General features: G+C 43.5%; 23 protein-coding genes. 8 read left to right on the top strand and 15 right to left on the bottom strand.

Annotated elements, in window-relative coordinates:
- Positions 1 to 51 precede the first annotated feature (51 nt).
- Positions 52 to 720 carry an SH3 domain-containing protein gene (locus FKN08_RS10915; protein WP_104972364.1) on the bottom strand — a complete coding sequence of 223 codons (669 nt, stop codon included), beginning with the start codon at positions 718 to 720 and terminating at the stop codon, positions 52 to 54.
- Between the two features lie 103 nt (positions 721 to 823).
- Between FKN08_RS10915 and FKN08_RS10920 the strand changes: the two genes are divergently transcribed.
- Together FKN08_RS10920 and FKN08_RS23920 are read left to right on the top strand one after the other, a co-directional pair.
- On the top strand, positions 824 to 1,372 hold the full coding sequence (locus FKN08_RS10920) for a hypothetical protein (protein WP_046876150.1): 549 nt from the start codon (positions 824 to 826) through the stop codon (positions 1,370 to 1,372).
- A gap of 271 nt (positions 1,373 to 1,643) precedes the next feature.
- Positions 1,644 to 1,874, top strand: a complete 231-nt coding sequence (locus FKN08_RS23920; RefSeq protein WP_031780651.1) for a hypothetical protein — start codon at positions 1,644 to 1,646, stop codon at positions 1,872 to 1,874.
- Positions 1,875 to 1,898: 24 nt separating this feature from the next.
- Here FKN08_RS23920 and FKN08_RS10925 read toward each other — a convergent pair whose 3' ends face one another.
- A complete protein-coding gene (locus FKN08_RS10925) occupies positions 1,899 to 2,522 on the bottom strand; it encodes a class I SAM-dependent methyltransferase (RefSeq protein WP_170892105.1) in 624 nt (207 codons plus the stop codon).
- Between the two features lie 5 nt (positions 2,523 to 2,527).
- On the bottom strand, positions 2,528 to 2,983 hold the full coding sequence (locus FKN08_RS10930; RefSeq protein WP_031780652.1) for an Lrp/AsnC family transcriptional regulator: 456 nt from the start codon (positions 2,981 to 2,983) through the stop codon (positions 2,528 to 2,530).
- Positions 2,984 to 3,131: 148 nt separating this feature from the next.
- Here FKN08_RS10930 and FKN08_RS10935 point away from each other — a divergent pair, with 148 nt between their 5' ends.
- Positions 3,132 to 4,058 carry a DMT family transporter gene (locus tag FKN08_RS10935; protein WP_047008123.1) on the top strand — a complete coding sequence of 309 codons (927 nt, stop codon included), beginning with the start codon at positions 3,132 to 3,134 and terminating at the stop codon, positions 4,056 to 4,058.
- A gap of 94 nt (positions 4,059 to 4,152) precedes the next feature.
- Positions 4,153 to 4,815, top strand: coding sequence for a flagellar brake protein (locus tag FKN08_RS10940; protein ID WP_170892106.1), 663 nt, complete (start codon positions 4,153 to 4,155; stop codon positions 4,813 to 4,815).
- A gap of 2 nt (positions 4,816 to 4,817) precedes the next feature.
- Here FKN08_RS10940 and FKN08_RS10945 read toward each other — a convergent pair whose 3' ends face one another.
- The 8 genes from FKN08_RS10945 to FKN08_RS10980 all read right to left on the bottom strand — a co-directional run bounded on the left by FKN08_RS10945 (position 4,818) and on the right by FKN08_RS10980 (position 13,050).
- On the bottom strand, positions 4,818 to 5,855 hold the full coding sequence (locus FKN08_RS10945; RefSeq protein ID WP_046875880.1) for a DUF2955 domain-containing protein: 1,038 nt from the start codon (positions 5,853 to 5,855) through the stop codon (positions 4,818 to 4,820).
- Positions 5,856 to 5,867: 12 nt separating this feature from the next.
- Positions 5,868 to 6,926 (bottom strand): HlyD family secretion protein, encoded by a 1,059-nt coding sequence (locus FKN08_RS10950; protein ID WP_047008121.1) that lies wholly within the window; start codon positions 6,924 to 6,926, stop codon positions 5,868 to 5,870.
- 35 nt (positions 6,927 to 6,961) lie between these two features.
- The gene (locus tag FKN08_RS10955) at positions 6,962 to 7,417 is read right to left on the bottom strand and encodes a MarR family transcriptional regulator (RefSeq protein ID WP_005397727.1); all 456 of its coding nucleotides are present in this window, start codon (positions 7,415 to 7,417) and stop codon (positions 6,962 to 6,964) included.
- A gap of 302 nt (positions 7,418 to 7,719) precedes the next feature.
- A complete protein-coding gene (gene luxQ, locus FKN08_RS10960) occupies positions 7,720 to 10,296 on the bottom strand; it encodes a quorum-sensing autoinducer 2 sensor kinase/phosphatase LuxQ (protein WP_047008120.1) in 2,577 nt (858 codons plus the stop codon).
- Entirely contained in the window at positions 10,296 to 11,393 is a 1,098-nt protein-coding gene (locus FKN08_RS10965) for an autoinducer 2-binding periplasmic protein LuxP (protein ID WP_005397733.1), read from the bottom strand. The genes luxQ and FKN08_RS10965 overlap by 1 nt, the downstream gene beginning before the upstream one ends.
- Positions 11,394 to 11,713: 320 nt before the next feature.
- On the bottom strand, positions 11,714 to 12,034 hold the full coding sequence (locus FKN08_RS10970; RefSeq protein WP_012842363.1) for a GIY-YIG nuclease family protein: 321 nt from the start codon (positions 12,032 to 12,034) through the stop codon (positions 11,714 to 11,716).
- Positions 12,031 to 12,681, bottom strand: coding sequence for a YceH family protein (locus FKN08_RS10975; protein ID WP_047008119.1), 651 nt, complete (start codon positions 12,679 to 12,681; stop codon positions 12,031 to 12,033). The genes FKN08_RS10970 and FKN08_RS10975 overlap by 4 nt, the downstream gene beginning before the upstream one ends.
- Positions 12,682 to 12,846: 165 nt before the next feature.
- Positions 12,847 to 13,050, bottom strand: a complete 204-nt coding sequence (locus FKN08_RS10980) for a hypothetical protein (protein WP_031780656.1) — start codon at positions 13,048 to 13,050, stop codon at positions 12,847 to 12,849.
- 241 nt (positions 13,051 to 13,291) lie between these two features.
- Here FKN08_RS10980 and FKN08_RS10985 point away from each other — a divergent pair, with 241 nt between their 5' ends.
- On the top strand, positions 13,292 to 13,606 hold the full coding sequence (locus FKN08_RS10985) for a DUF496 family protein (RefSeq protein WP_005373603.1): 315 nt from the start codon (positions 13,292 to 13,294) through the stop codon (positions 13,604 to 13,606).
- Between the two features lie 121 nt (positions 13,607 to 13,727).
- Positions 13,728 to 15,065: an MATE family efflux transporter gene (locus FKN08_RS10990; protein WP_047008118.1), complete on the top strand. Its 1,338-nt coding sequence runs from the start codon at positions 13,728 to 13,730 to the stop codon at positions 15,063 to 15,065.
- Between the two features lie 62 nt (positions 15,066 to 15,127).
- Here the strand turns inward: FKN08_RS10990 and FKN08_RS10995 are convergent, their stop codons facing one another.
- A complete protein-coding gene (locus FKN08_RS10995; protein WP_170892107.1) occupies positions 15,128 to 17,764 on the bottom strand; it encodes an ATP-binding protein in 2,637 nt (878 codons plus the stop codon).
- A gap of 615 nt (positions 17,765 to 18,379) precedes the next feature.
- Here FKN08_RS10995 and FKN08_RS11000 point away from each other — a divergent pair.
- Both FKN08_RS11000 and FKN08_RS11005 read left to right on the top strand, forming a co-directional pair.
- Positions 18,380 to 19,813: a glyceraldehyde-3-phosphate dehydrogenase gene (locus FKN08_RS11000; RefSeq protein ID WP_170892108.1), complete on the top strand. Its 1,434-nt coding sequence runs from the start codon at positions 18,380 to 18,382 to the stop codon at positions 19,811 to 19,813.
- Between the two features lie 240 nt (positions 19,814 to 20,053).
- The gene (locus tag FKN08_RS11005) at positions 20,054 to 20,275 is read left to right on the top strand and encodes a hypothetical protein (RefSeq protein WP_005397748.1); all 222 of its coding nucleotides are present in this window, start codon (positions 20,054 to 20,056) and stop codon (positions 20,273 to 20,275) included.
- Between the two features lie 167 nt (positions 20,276 to 20,442).
- Here the strand turns inward: FKN08_RS11005 and FKN08_RS11010 are convergent, their stop codons facing one another.
- The 3 genes from FKN08_RS11010 to FKN08_RS11020 form a co-directional block, all read right to left on the bottom strand.
- Entirely contained in the window at positions 20,443 to 21,057 is a 615-nt protein-coding gene (locus FKN08_RS11010) for a LysE family translocator (protein ID WP_048624827.1), read from the bottom strand.
- 95 nt (positions 21,058 to 21,152) lie between these two features.
- Positions 21,153 to 22,067 carry a LysR family transcriptional regulator gene (locus FKN08_RS11015; protein WP_170892109.1) on the bottom strand — a complete coding sequence of 305 codons (915 nt, stop codon included), beginning with the start codon at positions 22,065 to 22,067 and terminating at the stop codon, positions 21,153 to 21,155.
- A gap of 42 nt (positions 22,068 to 22,109) precedes the next feature.
- On the bottom strand, positions 22,110 to 22,565 hold the full coding sequence (locus FKN08_RS11020) for an Lrp/AsnC family transcriptional regulator (protein ID WP_005396378.1): 456 nt from the start codon (positions 22,563 to 22,565) through the stop codon (positions 22,110 to 22,112).

Raw genomic sequence — 22,565 nt, forward strand, 5'->3', positions numbered from 1 at the left:
CACAACTAAAAAGTTATAAATCTCTAGAGGCTTTAAACTAAAGGCGCTCTGTTAACGGTAAAAGATATCGCCTTTATCGACATCTAAATAGATTTTGTTCTCTTGCTCCAAACCACCACAATAAATGAAGTACACATTGCGCTTGTCATAAGTAACCGAACGAACCCAGCCACCGAGCTCTTCAAAATCACTCGGATCACAGGTTTCATCGTCTAACAATTGCTGGGTTTTCTTGCGGAAGATGTCCAAGTGGACTTTTAAATCATCCGACTTCTGCAAATATCCATCCAGTATTTCTAAACGCTCTTGTTCTTTAATAACTGGCTCTGCATCAGATAATCCTTCGGAATTCAACCACTCAGCTTTTTCTTCACCGCCCTCTTCATAAACAAGGTAACCAGAGATTCGATACCAACCATCCACTTTTTCTAACACCGATACTTTTTCTCCCTTATAGAGCGTATCGACAACCAAAGCATTAGCATTTGGCTTATTGTAAACATTGATTCGACGCTCAATGACATAGTATTCGGTCACTTCAGGAGGAGAGGTTTCTAAATCCAGAATCGGTTTGGATATTTCTTCTTCCACTGGCGCTTGCTCCACTTGCGCAGCTTTTGGCGCTTCAGGTTCATCTTTTTGCATAAAGAAGAAATAGTATCCAGCACCCGCCCCACCGAGCAACAGTATGACAATCAATGCGATGAGAATTTTCTTCATGTACTTTTCCTTTTCATTCTTTGTTCTTATCTCACCGGCAACACGCATGTCGCGGAAATTTGGGTATATACTCAAAAGGGTCGGTCAACTAACGCGAGCAATAATGATCAACAAACTCAATTGGATACTGTTGCTTCTTCTGTTCCCCATTATGGGGCACGCCAATATTCAATGTAACCCATCGTCGTGGAATGACAATCTTACCCAATTCAATCGTTTAGAGTCCAATTACAATAAGCATGTTGAGGTATTCAATGCACTTTTAGCCGAACATAAGCAGCGTCAGTTATTGTCCCAAACCTTTTCCCTACATGAACTCGTGTTACTTTGGCGCGCCCGCTCGAACCAAAATGCGTTCAAAACTCAATTAAAAGCCTCCATTCAATATAAAGAAGAACTCACGACTAAAGCTAATGAGTTGATTAAATTGAGCACACAATCTCAATGGTCAGCAAATGGATGGAAGAAACTTGCCCAAAAGTGCCGTGAGTCAAACGAAACTGCCAATCAAATCACTGCGGAGTGGTATAACACCAACGCTTTGCAACTTACCGAGGATTACAAACGCCTTTCTTCACAGTACCAAGCACTAGCGCAACTCTATGATAAAGAAGCGAGATCGCTTCAATACGCTCAAGATGTTTCGAGGTAAAAATCGAGCCCGTTTTGAAAAGACGATGTCGGGTTTTCACTCCAATATTGGACGTTATTCGTGCTTTAATTCCTTCTTTTAGTGATCCCAACGTTATATGTAAAAAATGGGACTGTTCCCTTTTACAAACTTGACTAAACCATGACCAGGAGAGGCAACTTATAGAGACATACGTCACAATAATGCTTTACTTATGGCCAATTTTTGGTTAATTTACCCATTAATAAAATTTAATAAAAAGTCACATTTGGCTGGAGATGATGCTACAACCATGGTTATCAATCGATTAAGTAACAGGGACTGTCCTAATGCTACCAAAGCCAAGTTTTTGTCAGTAGTTAGGCACGTAAAAGAGTTTGGTTCAATCAGCGATTTGGACCTTTGTAAAATCTTCGGAGAAACAATTTGGAGTGATGGGAGGGAATACCATTCAGCTGCGTTCTCATTCAAGGTTGATAGATACACAGGTAACTGTGAAATCTCACAATACAAGCACCAATAAGGCTTAAGAATTTATAAGGCGGAGTCAGGAAACTGATTCCGCTTTTTTGATCATCGCAATCGTAAAGTCGTGATCGGAATAACCCTCGATCAATTGTGCGTCTGGACATAGCCATCGGCAATAGCGTAACACCCCAACTTTATTATGCGATGCGAGCATTCTCATGCTCGGCAGCTTTTCTTCATCCAATAAGTTAAACACGCACCCTTTCTCTGCGGCCCGGTAAATTTTCTCGATCATCTCAATGGTATGATTTGGATTCGCGGATTGATAATTCAATGCTCCAGAAGCAAAGACATAATCACTACGGGGCAATACCAACGTTGAAAAGTCACCGCATACGAACTCACTTTGAGTACGAAAGTCCCGCTTTCTGGCCTCAGAGATAAACTGTTTTTGCTGATCAATGCCAATATAACTTTGGGGGCGCAGATTGTTGAACTCAATAAACGCTAATAAGTCTCCATAGCCACACCCAATATCTAAAAGACTTGAACCGTCTAACGTTAACCCACGGCACAAGGCTTCAAATCGACTGATTTGGCTGTACTTATCTCTCCATCCCAGCGTTCGCGCTCTGTCTGTACCGAACTGTCGGTATCGCTTTCGGTGATAGTGAGCAATCTTAAGTCTATCGAGAAATTTCATCTTTCTTATGCATAAATCGGCAAGCTTCCATTTCCTTTCACTTGTCTAATCGCCAAGTGCGTATGGATATCTTTTACGTTTTCTAATCGTTGTAGCTTTCTAGTGAATGTTTCATAGCCAGCGAGATCTTTGCTGACCACTTCTAACAAATAATCATAAGCCCCTGATACAACATGGCACGAGATCACCTCGTCCATTTCAACAACAGCATGTTCAAATTCATCAATCGAAGAAGCTTGGTGGTTGTTCAAACTGACTTCAACAAATACGGTCATCGCAATACCCACCGTGTCTCTGGACACAATGGCTCGATAACCGCTAATTACGCCCTCCTGCTCTAAACGCTTAATGCGTCTTGCACAAGGTGATGCCGATAATCCTACTTTGTCAGCGAGCTCTGCCGTAGTCAGGGTTGCATCCTTCTGCATCAAGTTGATCAGTTGCCTGTCAATTTTGTCCATTTATCCTTCCATGCCAATAATCACTAACAATTAACATTTATACGCGCTTTATCACCAACATCAAGCTTAATTACGTCAAACTTTGCCTCCCTTTGGCACGTGTTTTATTCAACAATTAACACATCATTTACAAATGGACATGCCGACAATGATCTTGGGATACGCAGCTATATTAACGACCTTACTGCTTTGGTCTGGTTTCTTTATTTCTTTAAAAGGGGGCGCAATTTCTAACTTGCAGCCAGCCGATATCGCGCTAGTTCGCTTTCTAATCCCAAGTTTAATTTTATTACCATTTGTGATTAAGCATAAGCAGGCGCTTCGCGTCGTGCCTAAACGCTACCTAACTGGTGTTGTGGTAGGGAGTGGCCTGCCCTACCTGCTGGTCGTCGGCACAGCTATGCACTTCGCTCCCGTGGCGCACGGCAGTGCATTAGTACCTGGCACTTTGCCATTATTTGTTTCTGCTATCGCGGTGTTGTGCTATCAACAGTCGCTGAGTGCTCACCGCTTAATCGGGCTTTCTACGGTGCTGTTAGGGATTTTCGTATTTCTTCTTTCTAATAGCGGTGCAGAGTACAACTGGTCTCAATTACAAGGCCACATCCTGTTTCTAACCGGTAGCATTATGTGGGCAGTTTTCACCATCAGTGCTCGTGTTGCTAACCTTAATGCGCATGTCTGTGCTGGATTCGTTGCAATCGCGTCTTTGGCACTGCTCATCATTGCGGTTGGCTTCGGATGGGTAGATAGTTACCTAGCGATAACGCCGATCAGTCAGTGGCCGTGGGAAGAATTATTTGGCCACGCGATGTTGCAAGGTGTCGGCGCAGGCTTAATCGCCTCTTTTACCTTTATCTATGCAATCCGAATTATTGGCGCCGAAGCCAGTGCTGCTTTTGGGTCATTAACTCCAGTCGTCGCGACACTTCTTGCCGTTCCAATTTTTGGTGAACAACCAGATTCACTGACTTGGTTAGCGCTGATGCTGGTAACCTGCGGCAGTATTGTGGCAAGCCAAATCTTTATGAAAGATGGAATGAGCCAAACTTATCGCCCACCACTTCACAGATAGCGATAATTTTACAAAAACTTTTGTCCTACTATCTTGAATAACAAAATGGCGTTTTGATAGCCTCGATTTAACCAATAATTAAAACGCCAATGTTATGCCTGCCACTCATACTAAAGATGAACTGCATAGATTCCTCAAACCGGGAATGAAACTTTCGACTAATTTCGAGTTTGGGCCTAAGGACCAGTATACGTATTCCACCACCTATCTTGGGATGAAAGAGAACGCGTATTTGATTCTTGATATACCGATGCGTTTGTTTGAAGAGCAAGTGATGAGAAAACTCCCAAACGCCGATGTCATCGTGCGTGGTGTATCAGATACGGAGTTAGGCCATGTCATTGCATTTAAATCCAGTGTTCTAACAACTGCGGTTCGTCCTTCGCCCCTTTTATTTATTCGAATTCCAGGAACATTTGCAACCAAACCAGTCCGGGAACACGAACGATATAAGCTGCAAATGGATTGTAAGATTGTTCACGCGGGGAATGTTTACGACGGTAGCCTTATCGACTTCTCACTGGCAGGTATTGGTATCTCAACTTTTATAGAGCCTGAATTCAACGTTGGTGAAAGTGTCACTATCGACTCTTCTCTAAGTCACTATATCGGAGAAGAAAATCGGTGTGTCATTGCCAACATTAAGAAGTTGGTGAAAGGCTGGGTAATAGGAATTAAGTTTGAAAGCCCAATAGCGATGAGTCACGAGCTAAAAACAGAGTTACTGGAGCAGTCCTTTCTAACCAGTAACGTCTGAACTTACTGCTGGCTAAAGCGCGTCGCCTCAAAGCTGTTGAGCACTCTGTGCACCGCATAGGTCACGAGCAGAGTGACAACAATAGCAAACAAAATACTACTCACGCGATACAGCGCGCTGAACATTAAATCGCCATCCGGAGTAAGGTATTGGCCAAATAAAATACCTAATGTAGTTAATCCGCCAAACCCAGCTCCTGACCCACTAGACTCTTTTACATGCATATAGCTGAACATCATCGCGCCAATCCACAGCAATGGGACGATAAACAGCAAGGTATCCGACCAATCGTATAGTACGAGCTGCCCAGCAATACCAAAGGTTACCCCCATCAAGGTCCCCATTGCTCTTTTGCGCGCATACCCTAAAGCACCGTTCCAATGCATAGGAAACAATAAAAGCAAGGTTGTCGCCTGAGCGGACATAGAATCACTGAGGTCAAATAGCTGGAATACAAGGAAAGACATTGTAGCGATACTCGCCCCCATAAGGGCTTCATGCCGCATGCGGTGACTCTGTTTAGGCTGAGATGGTTTTGCCGGTGGCTGACGAGGCTCTGCATCAGGGATCAAAAATGTCACGACGTAGGCCACGATCACTGAAATAACATTCGCTTGTAGGTTGCTGAATATCAGATCATTTAAGTCGGTTGTTGGATAACTCGCAAAATGCAGCATGATGCTCAAGCTCAGCACGCTATTTGCCCCAAACAGGAATAAGCTCCCTTTTGACATACAGGCGAACTTATACAAAAACAACCCGAAGGCGATGATCGTCATCATGCCAGGATGTCCACCAAATAGCCCACCAAGAATACCGACCTCTAATCCGCATACGACCGCTGAAAAAATCAGCTGTCGTGCGGCATGCAGGCTCATGACTGGTACCATTCCAAGTAACAACATCGGTGTTACGGTAAAAAATACGCCATAATTCCAGCCAAAGACCTTACATAAGGTGAAGCCAATGGTCGCGCCAGTTGCAATGCGCAAACACTGACGGAAGTCGTTTTCCGACATGGGATGATCCCATAACTTCATATCGCCTCCCCGTTAATAAATGTAATGAAGAAGACTCAAAAATCGGATCTGACATCTCGCTAACCAGCCAGATAACGAGTTTTCTGGCAACAGTTGCACAGTCGCACGTGCCCCGGCCGGAAATGCGCGCTGTTGAGGCTCATCGATAGCTAAATGTAAACGTAAACGCTGCGCGTCTCTCACCCAACGGTTTGAGTCTGTCGGTGTTGCTAAACGGCCATCCGCATCAAACTGGCCCGAGCTTACTCCCGCATCCACACTCGTAATACGAGCTTCAAATACGTCACCAGGCAAGCTATCAAAGGCCACTAACGCCCGACTGTTCTGATTGAAGTGTCGCAGACTCTTTTCACGAAAGTCGGCAATAATATCCACGTCATCCGAGACTAAAGCCACAAGAGGCGTACCAGCGGCCGCATAGGCACCCGTTTCCAGCTGCAAGTTAGCGACAACGCCATCATGCTCAGCAATTACTTGAGTGTAAGACAGATTAAGTTCCGCTTGTTTTAGCTGGTTTTGTGCCACGCGGATATTTACATTCGTTGCACCTAAATCGCCTCGGTTTACTTCCAACTCTTTTAAACGAGCGCGCGCGGCCAGTAAGTTTGCTCTGGCTGCCGTTGCACTACTTTGTGCGTCATCACGCTGTTGTTGCGAGGTGCCATTGCGATGAAACAATGTATCAAGACGTTTGGCTTCGCGAACTTTTTGCTCGGCGACAATTTTGCTTGCTTCAACGTCCGCCTTTGCCGCTGCAATAGAGGCATCAAGCTGTTCATTATTTTGAATCACACGTTCAAGGTTAAGTTGAGCCTTTTCTACGGCGAGCTGATAAGGCTGTGGATCTATCTGGAATAGTAGATCGCCTTGGCTTATTTCTTGATTGTTGGCAACATAAAGATTCGTAATCTGTCCACTCACACGGGGAGCTACTTTAGTTACCACTCGCGTTGCCATTGCCTGAGGCGTCAGTGGCATGACGAGATCTGCGACTAGAAAATAGGCAAAGACAAGGACAAACGCGACGCAAGAATACTTGATCCAACGTGCGAATTTTTGATCTGGAGTCATAGGCGTTTACTTCTCTTTTAATTCGGGTTTCTGACTTATTCGCTAAGTGAATCAAGTGCATTGTGAGCAATCTGATCGAGGATCAATGAAAGCTTTTGAAGCTCTTGGTCATTGATTTCTGTCAGTAGCTTGCTCCGTACTTGAAGAATTCGAGTCTCCATTTGCTTGAGTAGGGTTTTACCTTCTTCTGTAAGGCTAACAATGCGTGCTCGCTTGTCATGCTCACTGCAATGGCGAGTGATCAGAGATTGCTCTTCTAATAGCTTTAATGTGCGCATCAGCGATGCCAACTCAATCTCAAGCGCTTCAGCCAAATGCTTCTGACTAACGTTGTCGCCCATTCGATAAAGTTTCCATAACGCAGTCCAACGCGGGTACGTCAGGTTTAAAGGCTCCAACTCGCGATCTGCAACCATTTTCCACAAACGGGCAACACGAGATAACTTTTCAGCCAGAGAAAGGTCGCGCAAACTGTTGATGTCTTGAATCATAAGATCTACTCAATTACTTAGCTTGCTAAGTAATATAAAATAGTTAGCACGCTAAGTAAATAATTTTTTGTGATTTAAATCACATAGAATATGCCATTGGGGAACAAGTTTGCGTAACGCAACGTAGTACTTGGGTTGTAATAGTAGTGATATACGACACTAAAGGTGATATCAGCACTCCAGGCTTATCAACAAGTGAAGCATTGAGATACAAAAAAAGCACAACCCTAAGTTATGGCGTTGTGCTTTTCGGTTTAGTGAGCGATTGAATTATCAATTAAGGCTCATAGCGAATGAGTTCATCACGTTCGTTCAATTAAGAATCGCTGCTTGAAGTCAACAAAGGCTTCATGGAGCGCATTTTCTTTAATCGGTTTGAGCAATACGTAATTCGCGCCCGCCTCCATAAACGCATCACTGGTTTCTTTCGCCGTATCGGCAGTACAAGCATAAATTGGCGTGCCTAACTTCAGCTTCTGTCGGATCTCTTTGGTTGTTTCAATTCCTCCAAGATGCGGCAGTTGGTTGTCCATCAAAATCAAATCGTAAGTATGATCTTTTAAGAACTCCATCGCTTCCAATCCATCTTTTGCCCAATCAACCTGCATTTTGTACTTGTTACAAAATGCTTTGAGAATGAAAGCATTAGTATGGTTATCTTCTACCAACAGTACTTTTAGACTCTCTGCGAATAACTCACCAGGTTTAACTCTCAAGCTTGAATCAAGAGGGGTGAGCACTCGCTCACGATCTTTCACTGGCATTGTAATAACAAAGGTCGTGCCTAAACCTTTTTGACTACGTACTTGAACGTCACCTTCCAGCATATCGACGAGGTTTTTCACAATGGTCAGTCCCAAGCCACTGCCACCGTATTCTCGAGTGGTCGTTGCTTCCTCTTGAACGAAAGGTTCGAACATTTGGTCGAGCTTATCGGGCTCTATGCCGATGCCCGTATCCGTAATTTCCACTACCAACACACTATTTTCGGCGCCGTAGAACTGCTCCAGTTCCGCATGCAAGCGTACGCTGCCCGAGGGGGTAAACTTAACTGAGTTACTGACTAAGTTGAATAAAATTTGGTTCAGACGAACTTGGTCAGTAAAGATTTCAACATTGGGATCAATCTTGTTTTCAATGACGAGGTTAACGCCTTTATTTTCGCAAATTGGACGATAAATGTTTTCTAACGTTCGAATCGTGTCAGTGAAAGAAAACGGGTGCTTTTGAATATTAAACTTACCCTGCTCAATCTTCGAAAAATCCAAAATGTCATTCAAAACAGCAAGTAAGTGCTCACCACTATGTCGAAGTACGTCAATTTGGTTATTCTGTTCTTCCGTTTCGACCGAGTCTTTTAATAATTGAGCAACTCCTAGAATGCCATTGATTGGCGTTCGGATTTCATGGCTCATTTTAGCCAGAAAATCGGCACGTGCTTGGGCGGATTTTTCTGCCTCTTTACGTGCCAAGTTACTTTGTTTTTCCGCTTCAATAAGCGTCGTAATATCCTGACCTTGAACAATGATACCGCTGATATCACCGTCAACTCGAATCGGCGATAAGTTCCAGCGATATACCTTGTCTCCAATTGGTACATTGACGCCAGTTAACGTGGCTCCTTGAGCTGCCATTCGCAGGTGCGGCATCAACTTTTCTTTGAAGCCTTTAAACACTGGGTGCATGGTTTCAATGTCGTTTTCCATGACCAATTCTTTGCGGGCTGCCGGATTAATTTGGATGAGTACGCCAGACTCTGACCACACCATAATCGGCGATAACGCAAAGTTAAACAGATCGCGGAATGAACGCTTTTGCGCTTCCAGCTCTTCAAAGGTGTTTTCTAGTGTCGAACCAATATGATCGAACTCCTCGATATCCGACCCGCCAAACCGTTCGAACCCTTTTTCTTCACGAGCCGAACGAGTATATGCCATCAACGAGCCAAGCTCTTCGACGACTCGATTCTCAATCCACTCTTTGGTCATCAACGCAATCATCACCATCCCGATAACCGAAGCCAGCATCGCTAAAAGGTGCTGGATTTGCAGCGTCACAACACTCTGATTGTCTTGTACGGTTAGTAAACACAAATCCGTCGTGGCAGCATTGACTTCGATAGGGGTTTTAATAATCAACAACTGGTCAAGCTTTTGCTGAGATTCTCGCCGCTTCAGAACATCAAATATCTTGTACGCTTCATCTCCGACTAGTGAGCTGGCTAGTGGCGTATCGTTGGCCACCAAAACAACATTATCAACGTTCCCTTCGTTTTTTAGTCTTTCCATCAACCCGAAGTTGTTATCTAGAACAACAACATTGTAAGAATACCCCATCACTTCACCGGTTTTAGGTTGTAAAACCGGTACACGACGCAGTAACAGATGGCGAGTTCCCATTGGGGTATGTGAAGGAAGGTAATACCAATTGTTGCTAAAAGTCACTTGGCTCGCGAGATCATTGAGAATCAAGTTATTGATGCCATAGAAATGCGCATTCCCATCGTCCCAAATAATGCCTTGATGATCGGTGAGAAAGCGAAACTCTGGCGTATGAGAAGGATCACTCTGGTCAATACTCATGAAAAAGTAATTGAGAGCTTCTTCATCCCGTTCTGTATAAAAATCTAAAACAACATCACTCTTCGAGTTACTGTTGTGATGAATCTGAATCGCAGCAAAATGGCTATCAAAAATATTAAGAATCAGCGCTGACGTCTGTTGCTTAGTTCTATCCACTTCTTGCCAAATAATTTGCTTCGAGAAGTAATAACTCTGAACGAAGATGCCTAAAATGATCGGAGCAAGTACGAGAATGATTATTTTCGTAATAAGCGTCGACAATGAGCGACGCTTTCTTGTTTTTGATGTAGTTGTCATCAATTGTCTGAGTATCTAAATGCGCGTTTTCTTAATGCTTCAATTCTTTCTGGAGAATCAGATTTCGTGACGACTTCAAAATCACCAGAATAAACGGTTGGAACGGGCTTCCCTTCAAGATCCCACTTAATCGCTTCTGCCATTGCAATGCCAGTATCATCGTTCATACGCATAACAGTAACGTCTAACTCCCCTTTCGAAAGCGCTTCTAATTCTGCAGAGCCGCCACCCCAGCCATTGATCATGACATCTTCACGCCCTAACTCTTTCAGCGCATCAACAGCACCTAGCGCCACATCTGTAGAACACGCATAAATAAAATCGACGTCAGGATATTTTTCCAAACTCGCTTTTGCTGCTTCGTACCCAGACTGCTTTGTCGCTTTAGTATAGTAAGCAGATTGTAGTTCAAAGTTGTTATCACGGTTGACTTGATTGATAAAGGTATTGCCTCTGATATCGCTGATATACCCTTCTGAAAAGTAGAGCACACTATAATGGCTCTGTTTTGGAAAACGCTTACCAAACTCCACTGCAAGCTCACGGCTGCCTTCAGCATGATCAAAACCAACATAAAGGAACGGTTGGTGATCCTCCCAATCTCTTACCGGTGTAGTGATATTTTGTAAGATCAACTTGGTTTTCTTTGAGTCTAAGACGTGTTCAACAAACTTACGATGCCTAGTGGTATCGAGAGTGAAAATAAGATAATCGGAGTTGCTCTTCAGCGCTTCCATTAAAGACAAACTTTGTTGCTTAATATCTGCGTTGGGACGGGTAAATACTTGATTAAGTTGATAGTCGATATCGAGTTTATCTAAACGCTGTTCAAATGCGTCTATATTTCGAATCCAATAATCCGAAATCTGTTGGCCTGGATAAACCACAGAAATTTTTAACGGACGTTTTTTGTCTCTTTCAACCGGAACAGGAGTCTCTCGCACGGCGTCAGCCAACGCATTCGTTAACTGCTTCTGTTCTGGAAACTGGTCTAAAAATTCTTGATATGCCCAATACCCATTGAGGACTTGAGTGGCTTGCGCTATCGGCGCGACAGTGGCCATTGACATCAGGGAGAATACTAACGCTTTTTTCATCTACTGCTCTTTTAGCTTTTTATGAGCCTAATTCAGCTCTATTCGTTACCTAGCCGAGTCATCCTTTACTCTTGTAATCTACCTTCCTCTGAGTGCCTGTTTCAATAATAAATTGGTTCTTAGTCTGAGTTGGAACGAATAAACGTTTATTGTGTACCTAATTGTAAGGTCACAAAATATCATTTCTCCTTTTCATACTCTGAGTGTTTAAACAGAACACCAACCCATTATGCGTCAGTTTGTTCTTACATGGTACTCCAAAACTAAAAAGAAACCGCCTCAGTGGACGGTTTCTTTGTTATTCGGCATGTCGCGAACGCTTATTTCGATAAAGCCATTTCTAACATCATCTGCTGATTTTCATCAACGACAATACTTGCTTTTGACGTAACAAGCAGCTCTTTCTTAGCTTTTGTTAGTTGCTTAATATAATACTCAGCCCGCATGGCAAGTGTCTTTGAATCAAAATCCGAAGACCACTCCAATACCAAGGGACCTTTTCCCTTTAAAGCTTTCGCTCCTTTGCCCGTTTGGTGCTGATTGAATCTTCGCTCAACATTGTTTGTGACACCGCAATACAGCGCATTACGGTTATTTCGTATCAAATAGACACTCCAACGCTGCGCTGTATTTTCAATCATGAAAGTAGTGACTCGACCTTAGCTTTAAGCTCATCGAGCTCTTCTTTAAGCTGAGCAACTTCGAGCTCTAGCTGGCTGACTCGATCAGAATTAGAGCCAGCCGCTGACACTGGCACTGCTAGCTCAGAGACGTCAACGTCGCCACAGAACAAATGCATATAGCGTGATTCTCGCTTTCCGGCTTCACGCGGTAACTTGACCACTAATGGCCCTTTGTCTTCGCTTGCTAAGTGCTCCAAAACTGTTTCAACTTCTTTGACATCATGAAATGTCGCGAGACGATTGGTACGAGTGCGAATTTCCCCAGGCGTTTGAGCACCACGCAAAAGCATACAGCACACGATTCCCTTCTCTTGTTCTGTCAGTTTTAAATCACCAAACTCCGTATTACAGAAACGGTGTTGATACTTGCTAACACGGCTGTTAAACGCACTTTCGTCACTGACGAGCCTACGCTCAATTAGAGCATCAACGGCATCGAGAACGTCTGACTCAGAGAGCGACATTACGGGATCACGGTTGCTTTTTTGATTACACGCGTTGGTTAATGCGTTTAGGCTGAGGGGATAAAGATCTGGGGTGGTGACTTCTTTTTCGATCAAGCAACCAATGACTCGTGCTTCAATTGCCGTTAGCTCAACTTTCATAATGCATTTCCTTATTATTTTTGCATTTGACTTGGTACCTAAATCGCTTCGAAATCATGCATCATACATTGGCAAAGAGATGCAAGAAGCGTTAACGATTCAGGTGTCGGTGTCAGGCTAAAGCATAGCGCAAGACCTGGCACCCTTTGCGAATCGGGTCAGGTATCAATGCTCCGAGAGAATTGGCACTTTCGTCAAATTGCCATCTTGATCAACCATCATTATTTTTGAACGATTCAGCTCAACTTCGATGATTTCGAGTTGCTCGCGAGCGTTGATATACGCTGTTTTTAACTTTTCAGCCACAGAGCGAGTGGCTTGCTCATTATCTTGACTACTTACTTGCTCCGCAGTGTTCCCAGAGTCCATATCAAGTTCATCATTTTGCATTCAATGGTGTTGATAATATAGTGAAGGCCACGTTATGACAATGAATCGATGGATTCTACGATGTTGCCCAAAACTCGATTAAAGAAGCGTGATTATGTGGACACATCGCAATTGGTTGAGAAATGTTCAACTCTGCATTGTGATTGATCTAAAGACTGTTATGCCACTGGATGTTGTGCTTTAATCGAGGGAGATATTCATAAAATTAGGAAAGAGAACTATGAGTAGCGTATTTGAAATCGTTAACCAAGCTCGTCGTAAAAACAAACTAAAACGTGAGCTGCTTGATAACGAAAAGAAAGTTCGTGATAACCGCAAACGTGTTGACCTTCTAGAAAACCTTCTAGATTACATCAAACCAGAAATGACTCACGATGAAATCGTCGCAATCATCAAAAATATGAAAGCAGACTACGAAGATCGTGTTGATGACCACATCATCAAAAGTGCAGAAATCTCTAAAGCACGTCGTGACATCAGCCGTCGTATTCGCGAACTGACTGAAGAAGACAAGCAAACTAGCGGCAAAAAATAAACGCTTAAGCTAGATTTTCCAACCCCGAGTAAAGCTACCTTACTCGGGGTTTATTTTTGTCTCTAAACTAAGCGCCGTGTACAATCAATCCAACTCTTATTCCTAACGCATTCAGCTTTCTATGTCCTCAACTACGACAAGTACACAACCAACACTTGCAAAACAATTATTTACGATGACTTGGCCAATGCTATTTGGCGTTCTATCTTTAATGAGCTTTCAGCTTGTAGATAGTGCATTTATCGGTCAGCTCGGCGTTTTACCTTTGGCCGCTCAAGGTTTTACTCTTCCGTTGCAAATGGTCATTATCGGCATTCAAGTCGGTTTAGGTATCGCCACGACCGCTGTCATTTCTAAAGCGCTTGGTGCGAATGAAAGTCGTTATGCCAAACAGCTCGGTGGCTTAGTTTTGATGATTGGCTCAATCGGTGTAGCCGTTTTTGGAGGGCTAATTTGGCTTTTGCGCTACCCCATTTTATCTCTATTAAGTGCTCCAGAATCTGTGATGCCGATTATCGACAGCTACTGGCCTTGGTGGCTGCTAAGTTCATGGACTGGAGCGGTTTTATATTTTTACTACAGTATTTGCCGAGCTAACGGCAACACCATGTTGCCTGGCACAATGATGATGGTGACCAGCGGTGTGAACCTTGTGCTCGATCCACTATTTATTTTCACGTTTAACTTGGGTATTAACGGAGCCGCAATAGCAACCATCGTTGCTTTTGGGTTTGGTATTTTAGTCGTCGCGCCTCGCGTAAAGAAGAATCACTGGGCAACAACGCAGTGGCAAGACCTCAACGTAGCTAAAAGTGTTGCGTCTATCGGTAACATCATGGGACCTGCGATGATCAGCCAACTGCTGCCTCCGTTGTCGTCCATGTTAGCAACAAAGTTGTTGGCAAGCTTCGGGACCGCAGCAGTCGCCGCTTGGGCGCTCGGTTCACGCTACGAATTCTTTGCTATCGTTTCGGTGTTAGCGCTGACAATGTCTATGCCCCCAATGGTCGGGCGCTTACTTGGCGCAAAGAACTACCAAGATATCCAATCGCTAGTCAGTATTGCCGTAAAATTCATTCTGGGCTTTCAACTTTTGATCGCAGCCATTACGTTTGTCGTCGCAAACCCACTTGCACTACTGATGACCAGTGATGTTCAAGTAGAGCAAGTATTAGAAATGCATTTGCTGATTGTTCCTATCAGCTTAGGTTCACTAGGTGTATGTATGTTGATGGTTTCTCTTTGCAATGCATTAGGTAAATCTTACACCGCGCTCACCATTTCAGCGCTACGCTTGTTTGTCTTTTTCCTTCCTTGCTTATGGGTTGGCGCTCAAATGGGGGGAATCCGAGGTCTACTTTTAGGCGCTTGTATGGGCAACATTCTGGCGGGCATTTCCGCTTACCTAACCTATCGACAAACCATACGTAAACTCGCTGGCGCTCAAGCAAACGCATAACAATACATGGTTAAAATAAAGCCCCTTTGATTGGGGCTTTATCGTCTTGAAATGTTATCGATTTAGGCGAGTTTTAATTCATTGAAGAGCTCAAATAGCTGATTCGATTTATAAGGCTTAGGTAAATAAGCATCCATACCTGCAGCAAAACAGTTGTGAATGTCTTCTTCCAAAACACTCGCGGTGAGCGCAATAATGGTCGTTTTCTCACGCCCGGCTTTCTTTTCCCAACGACGAATTTCTTTCGTCGCGGTCAGTCCATCCATCACCGGCATCATACAATCCATTAAAATTGCATCGAATTCTTCTCCCTTTGTGATGGCTTCCAACGCTTCTTGTCCATTGCTTGTTATCAAATAGTCATATCCAGCTTTATCCAGAAAGAAACTCGCGATTTTCTGATTCATCAAGTTATCCTCCGCGATTAAGATCCTCCTGTGAGAGCGCGACGTTCGATATTCAGACTTTGGAATACTATTAGTGACAGCGTCACTTGAAATGGTTTTTTCTACCTTCGCTAAATCGTCAATGACATGCTTAAATCGATTGCCAAGAAAAGGCAATGTGAGCACAGCATGTACTCTTTCTGCATTGTCGTAGGGAGTGGATAGATGATGCTGACAAATAATCACACGACGAAGATCATACTTGCGTGACAACTCATCTAAGGCTTCATCCGTATTGGAGTCGTCACTATGGCACAGAAATATGACATCAAAGTCATCGTTTATTGCTTTTACTTCATTAACATTATTCGCACCAAAGAGATTGATTTTCGCTAATCGACACTCTTTCAAAAGTTGATCAGCGTAATCGTAATTTGTGCAGATCAAGAGCCCTTTATTTATCATGTCCGAGCGCCAGCCAAACATCGGAATAACGTCAACCTCAATAGAGAATTCAAAGCATGTGCCCACTCCTTTGGTGGATGTCGCTATAAGCTGCCCTCCCATCATGGATACCAGTTGACGACAAATTGCCAATCCCAGTCCCGTTCCACCGAACTGCCTCGACACTCCTTCATCTTCCTGAGTAAAGGGTTCAAAAATCGTCGTTAACTTATCTTGTTCAATGCCTATCCCGGAATCTTCGACTTTAAACATCAGCGTTCCGCGCTCGTTCTCAGGTAACTCGTCATAACTGACATCAACACGTATATGACCGCTTTCGGTAAACTTGACCGCATTCGATACCAGATTCGTGATGACCTGCTTGATGCGATGATCATCAACCATCACTCGAGTTGGAATGTTTTCAGCTAAGTTAATCCCCAGCTCTAGCTGTTTAGATGTGGCTTTGGATTGAAATAAAACCATCGACTGGTACACCACCTCTCGGATATCGGCCTCGACTAACGACAACTCCAGTCGACCAGATTCGATTTTAGAAAGATCCAAAATATCGTTAAGCAAGGTAAGTAATGTTTGAGATGAAGAGTCAATGTCATCAACGACTTCTTGTTGATGAGAAGATAACTCACTTTGAGAGAGTATCTCCGTCATGCCCATAATACCGTTTAGGGGGGTACGTATTTCATGCGACATGTTGGCAAGAAATACTGATTTAGCGCGATTAGCAGACACTGCAGACTCTTTAGCATGGAGTATTTCGTCTGTTTGTCTCTGCTTTTCTTCAACCACTCGATTCACTTGCTGAGCGAAAATCGTCAGTTCATCACTGCCATCGACTTTGACTTTCGTCTGTTTCTCTTCATCGTTGATCAGCGCCGTTAAGGTATGAATAATCGCATCTAGTTTGCTATTAACCCGAAACCAAGTGCCAAAGCCAAGCCAACAAAGCATGACGATAACCAAAATAACGCCAGAGGTAATCATCGCAATATTGGTTTTTTGTTCATGAACTTGTGTTAGGAGCGACTGCTCTGTTTGTTTCGTGAACCCATCAATGAGTACTTGCAAGCGTTGCACACGGAAATCGAGTTCTCTCAAATACGCTTCATAGTCACTACGTGACATGTCCCCTGACATTAGTCGCCCACGAGATGCCAAATTTCTCTGATATCTCGGCGACGTAAACAAGCCTAGCAATTTATCAACTTGATCGTATGACCCTCCTAAATTTAAAAACGCATCCAAATTTTGCTGCTGTCGATCAATAGCCTGAAAAAACAGACTCTGACTCAACCGACTCTTAGGATCTTGGACTAGGCGATGCGTCAACCAGGCTTCTTTCTGTGTCCAAAAAGACAGCTGAGCAAGGTAAGCAATAAAATTCTGCATTCGAATGCCATCCTCACTACCATACCACTGATGATTTTGTAGCAAAGAGCGCGACATATTTTGAAGCAGTTGAAATGCCCAATCGCCAAGGTCATCCATCTCGTCCAACCTACCGGATAATACCCCTAGCATGGCCTCTTTCAGCTCATCAGCATATTCAGCGGTATTGGGGTTACTGACGAATTTTTGATGCATGGAAGAAATAACACCGTCTTGTTCTTCTATATTAAGTGCGGCTGATGCTTGAAGCGTAGGCTGGCGGCGTGCTTTCTCTATGGAGTATATAAAATGAGAGGCTTGGGATATCAACTGGAAACCTTGGATATTGATTACCGTTTGATTGAGACGGCTTACGCGCAACGCATTGTCAGAAAACTGCTGAACTGCAAAAACCACTATCACCACCGTGGGTAATAGTGCGAGGAGTGCTAAGCGTGTTTTTATTGATAATCTCAACATCCATCAGCCCAATGGTTGATCTCATCCGATTATTTAATACTAGACTAGTTTCTAGCATTGAAAGGCATATACGACATGGTTACTTTAAAACAACATTCACCTACCAAAACCATGGTCATTCCGCTTATTTCGCCATCGGTCAATGAAATGGTAATTGTGACTCGAATCATACTTTTCGATCTTCAAGCTGAGTACAAACAGTGAAGTTTCACTCATACTTAAGATGCACATCACTTTTCATGAAATTCCAAACCATATGTTCACCTATATCGTTGCCTTATCGAGACAAATCACACAAAAATGCAAACGAATTCACAGTGACAACAAAACTAATTTGAAAACACACATTATCATCGCGAAAAAAGTGGATGACTTTTTAAATGTCAATACGTGAAAACCACCGCTTTAGTCACATTAATTCACCACTAATACGACCTTAACTAGTGTTTTACACTGGATTTAATTTTCCTAGCAGAATAAGGGCTCCGACCTTAGAATCCGCACACATAACTATTACAACCCGATTACATAACCCACCACACTCTTGCACGCTGCCGAAGAAGCAACAGCAGAGAGTATGGTTAGCCCCCAAAACGTGAAAGGTCTAATACAACAATGAGTCCAGAGAAATATCTCCAAGACTGGCAAACTAGCCAAACGATTGCTGAATCTATTTCCCCTCTAATTGGTAAGCTATATCGTCAAAAAGGAATCGAAGTGGTTCTGTTTGGTAAAACGCTTATCAATGCTACTACTATAGACATTCTCAAAACTCATCGCGTTGCAAGACGTTATACAGGCAGCCCACTCTCACTTGAGCACACGATGCCTATCATTCAAGTGCTATGTGAAATGAGCATTTCTTCGTGTCGTGTAGATGTTGGCCAATTGGCAACTAAGTACTGGAATGAACATGACGATACTGCCTCTCTAAATGATTTCCTTATCACTGCACTTGATGGTGCACGCGATGCAGACTCTTCATTGAAAGCGCGTGATGTAGTTCTTTACGGTTTTGGTCGCATTGGTCGACTACTAACTCGCCTTCTAATCGAGAAAAGTGGCCCAGGTTACCCACTACGACTGCGAGCGATTGTGGTTCGTGGCGGTAAAAAAGGCGATTTAGAGAAGCGTGCTAGCTTACTGCGTCGTGACTCAGTCCACGGTCAGTTCAACGGTAGCATTGTGATCGATGAGGAACGTAAAGCTCTGATCGTTAACGGTAACTACATCCAAATCATCTACGCAAACAATCCAAGCGAAGTGGACTACTCTGCTTACGGTATTAACAACGCGCTTGTTGTTGATAACACAGGTGTTTGGCGTGATTCTGAAGGCCTAAGCCAACACTTAGAGTGTCAAGGTGCAGAGAAAGTGCTGCTAACGGCACCAGGTAAAGGCGATATCAAAAACGTTGTATTCGGTGTAAATGAATCAGTTATTCAAGAAGATGACACCATCATCTCTGCCGCGAGCTGTACCACAAACGCAATCACGCCGGTTCTTAAAGCGCTGAATGATAAATATGGTGTCCTTTCTGGTCACATCGAAACCGTGCACTCATACACAAACGACCAAAACTTGATCGACAATTTCCACTCTGGTGACCGCCGTGGACGTAGTGCTTCTCTGAACATGGTTCTAACTTCAACTGGCGCAGCTAAAGCTGTAGCAAAAGCACTGCCAGAGCTAGCTGGTAAGCTAACAGGTAACGCAATTCGCGTACCGACACCAAACGTTTCGATGGCAGTCGCTAACCTAAACTTAGGTGAAGACGTAGACCGTGATTCACTGAACGATTACTTGCGTGAAATGGCGTTGAACTCTGAGCTTTCGGCACAGATTGACTACACCGATTCAACAGAAATTGTATCAACTGACTTAGTTGGCTCTCGCCATGCAGGCGTCGTAGATGGTCAAGCGACTATCGCACAAGACAAGCGTTGTGTACTTTACATCTGGTACGACAACGAATTCGGTTACAGCTGCCAAGTTGTGCACTGTATGGAACAAATGATGGGTGTTCGTTACCAAACATTCCCTCGATAGGTGAACTTTGCTCCACAACGTTAACCACATAGCGTAACGGACAATATCTCATATTTGTTCTAAATAATAAGCGCAAAGCGCATTACTAATATTTTTCCCCGTTTATACGCCTGATCACCCTCAGGCGTTTTTTCATTTCGCTCATTTGACACTCTCCGGACAAAGTGAAGGCTATCATTCATGTTTTGTTCATGTTCACAGCATTAATCTGAACACATGAATTACAGAGAGGTCATGATTATGAATCGGATTATTGTTACCGCACTGGCACTGATTACGGGCTTTTTTACATTAGTATTTAGCTTGATCATTGCGATTCCGTTGACCATCGCAGCATTGATTACAGGCAAGCGTATTGAGAAGCGCGTGAAGAAAATGCAGAAAGAAATGCATGAAGAGTATGAATTCAATACTGGTAAAGCCGATGCTATCGAAGGTGAGTTCGAAGAGGTTCGCCGATAAGTAAATAGAATTTATATAAGTTTCTCTCCCCCGACTGCTCCTGAGAAACTTCTTGCTTTCACCCTGTCTTTTACAATGGCAGGGTGCTTTTTTACAATGGCAGGGTGCTTTTTTACAAAAAAGGCAGCCACCTGGGCTGCCTTTAATATTTTGTTGTCTTGGCAAATTTATACGGTTACGACCACTCGAAGTGCCAATAGCATGAGAACAATCCCTGACAAACGATCAATTAACACTGCTTTAGAACGAATTCTGTCCACCACTTTAGAGCTTGATAACACTAGGGTGATAAAGGTATACCAAAGCCCGTCCACAACAAATGGTGTAGCAACAATGATCATTTGATTGCTCAAATCATTACCTAGCGCTACAAACTGACTGAATAATGCGATAAAAAACAAAGCAATTTTAGGACTTAAAATCGAGATAAAAAAACCTTCTCGAGCAGACTGGCTTACCGTTGTTTCCTCGCCTGACTCCAACTTCGCCGCCACACCGCCTTTCGAACGCAGCGCATTGAACCCTAAATATGCAAGATATGCCGCGCCTGCAAGGCTGATCGTCTTGAACAACATCGGGCTTTGCTGCAAAACAACAGCGAGGCCAATCAGCGTGATAAAGGCATAAACGCCAATTCCAAAAGCGTGTGCCCAAGCCGTTGCCAAACCATTGATGCGTCCACCAGCCAAAGCATGTTTTGCCACAATCGCTAGGCTAGGCCCAGGTGACATAGCGCCGAGTAAACACACGGTAAAAAGTGATAACCAAACTGTTAGTGTCATAAATAACCTCTCTCCATTTGAACTCAATCTATCAATTGAAGAGCTATAATTTGAAATCAAAGTTTCGCATAAAAGTCATGATTTAAAATCATAACTTAATGGATGGAGTATTCCGATATTTTCATCACCGCGTGGATTTGCTCTCGCACCCACTGATGAGCTGGATCATTGTCGTATTTAGGATGCCACATCAGCCAGTATTCATGGGTAGGTGTCTCAAAAGGAAGCGCTTTATGAACCAAAGGCCAGTGCTTGGCCAAATTATTTGCAATGTGCTCCGGAACTACCATCAAGTGGTCACTTGAGACCAAACGATTTACCGCCGCAGAGAAAAAAGGCACTTTAAAGGTAACATGACGCATCAGCCCCCTGTCTTTTAGTGCCATATCAGTACTTGAGTCTTTGTCTCCCCCACCCGTCACTTGAATATGCGAATGACTGATGAGGTCCTCTATAGAAATCGAAGCCTTACCAGCTAAAGGGTGAGACGCCTTCATCAAACAAACTGACTTATCAGAACCAATATTGATGCTAGATACACCTTCAGGCTGAGTGGGATACATAGAAGAAGCAAGATGGATTCCTAACTCGTGAAGCTTATCGATGAAATCTAGTTGCCACAGTCGATACGCCAAATCCAATTGTGGTGCTTGTTCACCTAAGTGAGATGCAATATCGGGCAAAACGTATTGTGCCACGTAATCACTTGAGGCAATAACCAGCTCGCCTTGCCACAGTTGCGGCTCAAAAGGTTTGTCATCGAGTAAATGGTCAAACTCAGCCAGTAACGCATCAAGCTTTGATTTTAATGCTATTGCTCGCGGGGTTGGTATCAGCTGATTACCTTGACGAATAAGCAGTGGGTCACCACACAGATCGCGCAATTGTGCAAGCTGTCGCCTAACCGCAGACTGAGTAATGTGCAAACGTTCTGCAGTTCGGCTGACATGACACTCTTCTAAAAGTACATGCAAGGACCTAAGTAGATTCAAATTGATGTTGTTTAACATACCGGCTCAAGAAGGTTTAATAAATAATGGCACCCATGATGCTTATTTCACAAACTGGTTGCCAGTCGTATTAAAGAACTCAGCTAAAACGGTATGAGTCATGAGGTGCCTTAGCTCTGGGTAACGTTGAATTTGATCTCTGATTTCGTTCAAACGAGTCATCGTAGGTACTTCGACAAAAACCATCATATCCGTTTCACCACTGATTGCATGGCACCATTTTACGCCATCGATTTTGTATAGTTCGTCGGCATATGATTCGCAATAATACGTGGATGTAGATTTATCGAACTTTAGAGCAAAATAAGCACAAATCGAGTCCCCGCCTGAAGAGGCAATTTCAGCGTGATACCCGAGAATCACTTTGTCATGTTCTAGCTTACGAATACGAGCAGTCACCGCAGAACGAGAAAGGTTCACTTTATCCGCAATTTCAGTCACCGACAGCCGAGCGTTGTGTCGGAGAAGATCCACAATCTTGTGATCAAACTTGTCCAT

Source organism: Vibrio sp. 1-2 (7-a), assembly GCF_013048515.1.
Classification (GTDB): domain Bacteria; phylum Pseudomonadota; class Gammaproteobacteria; order Enterobacterales; family Vibrionaceae; genus Vibrio; species Vibrio diabolicus.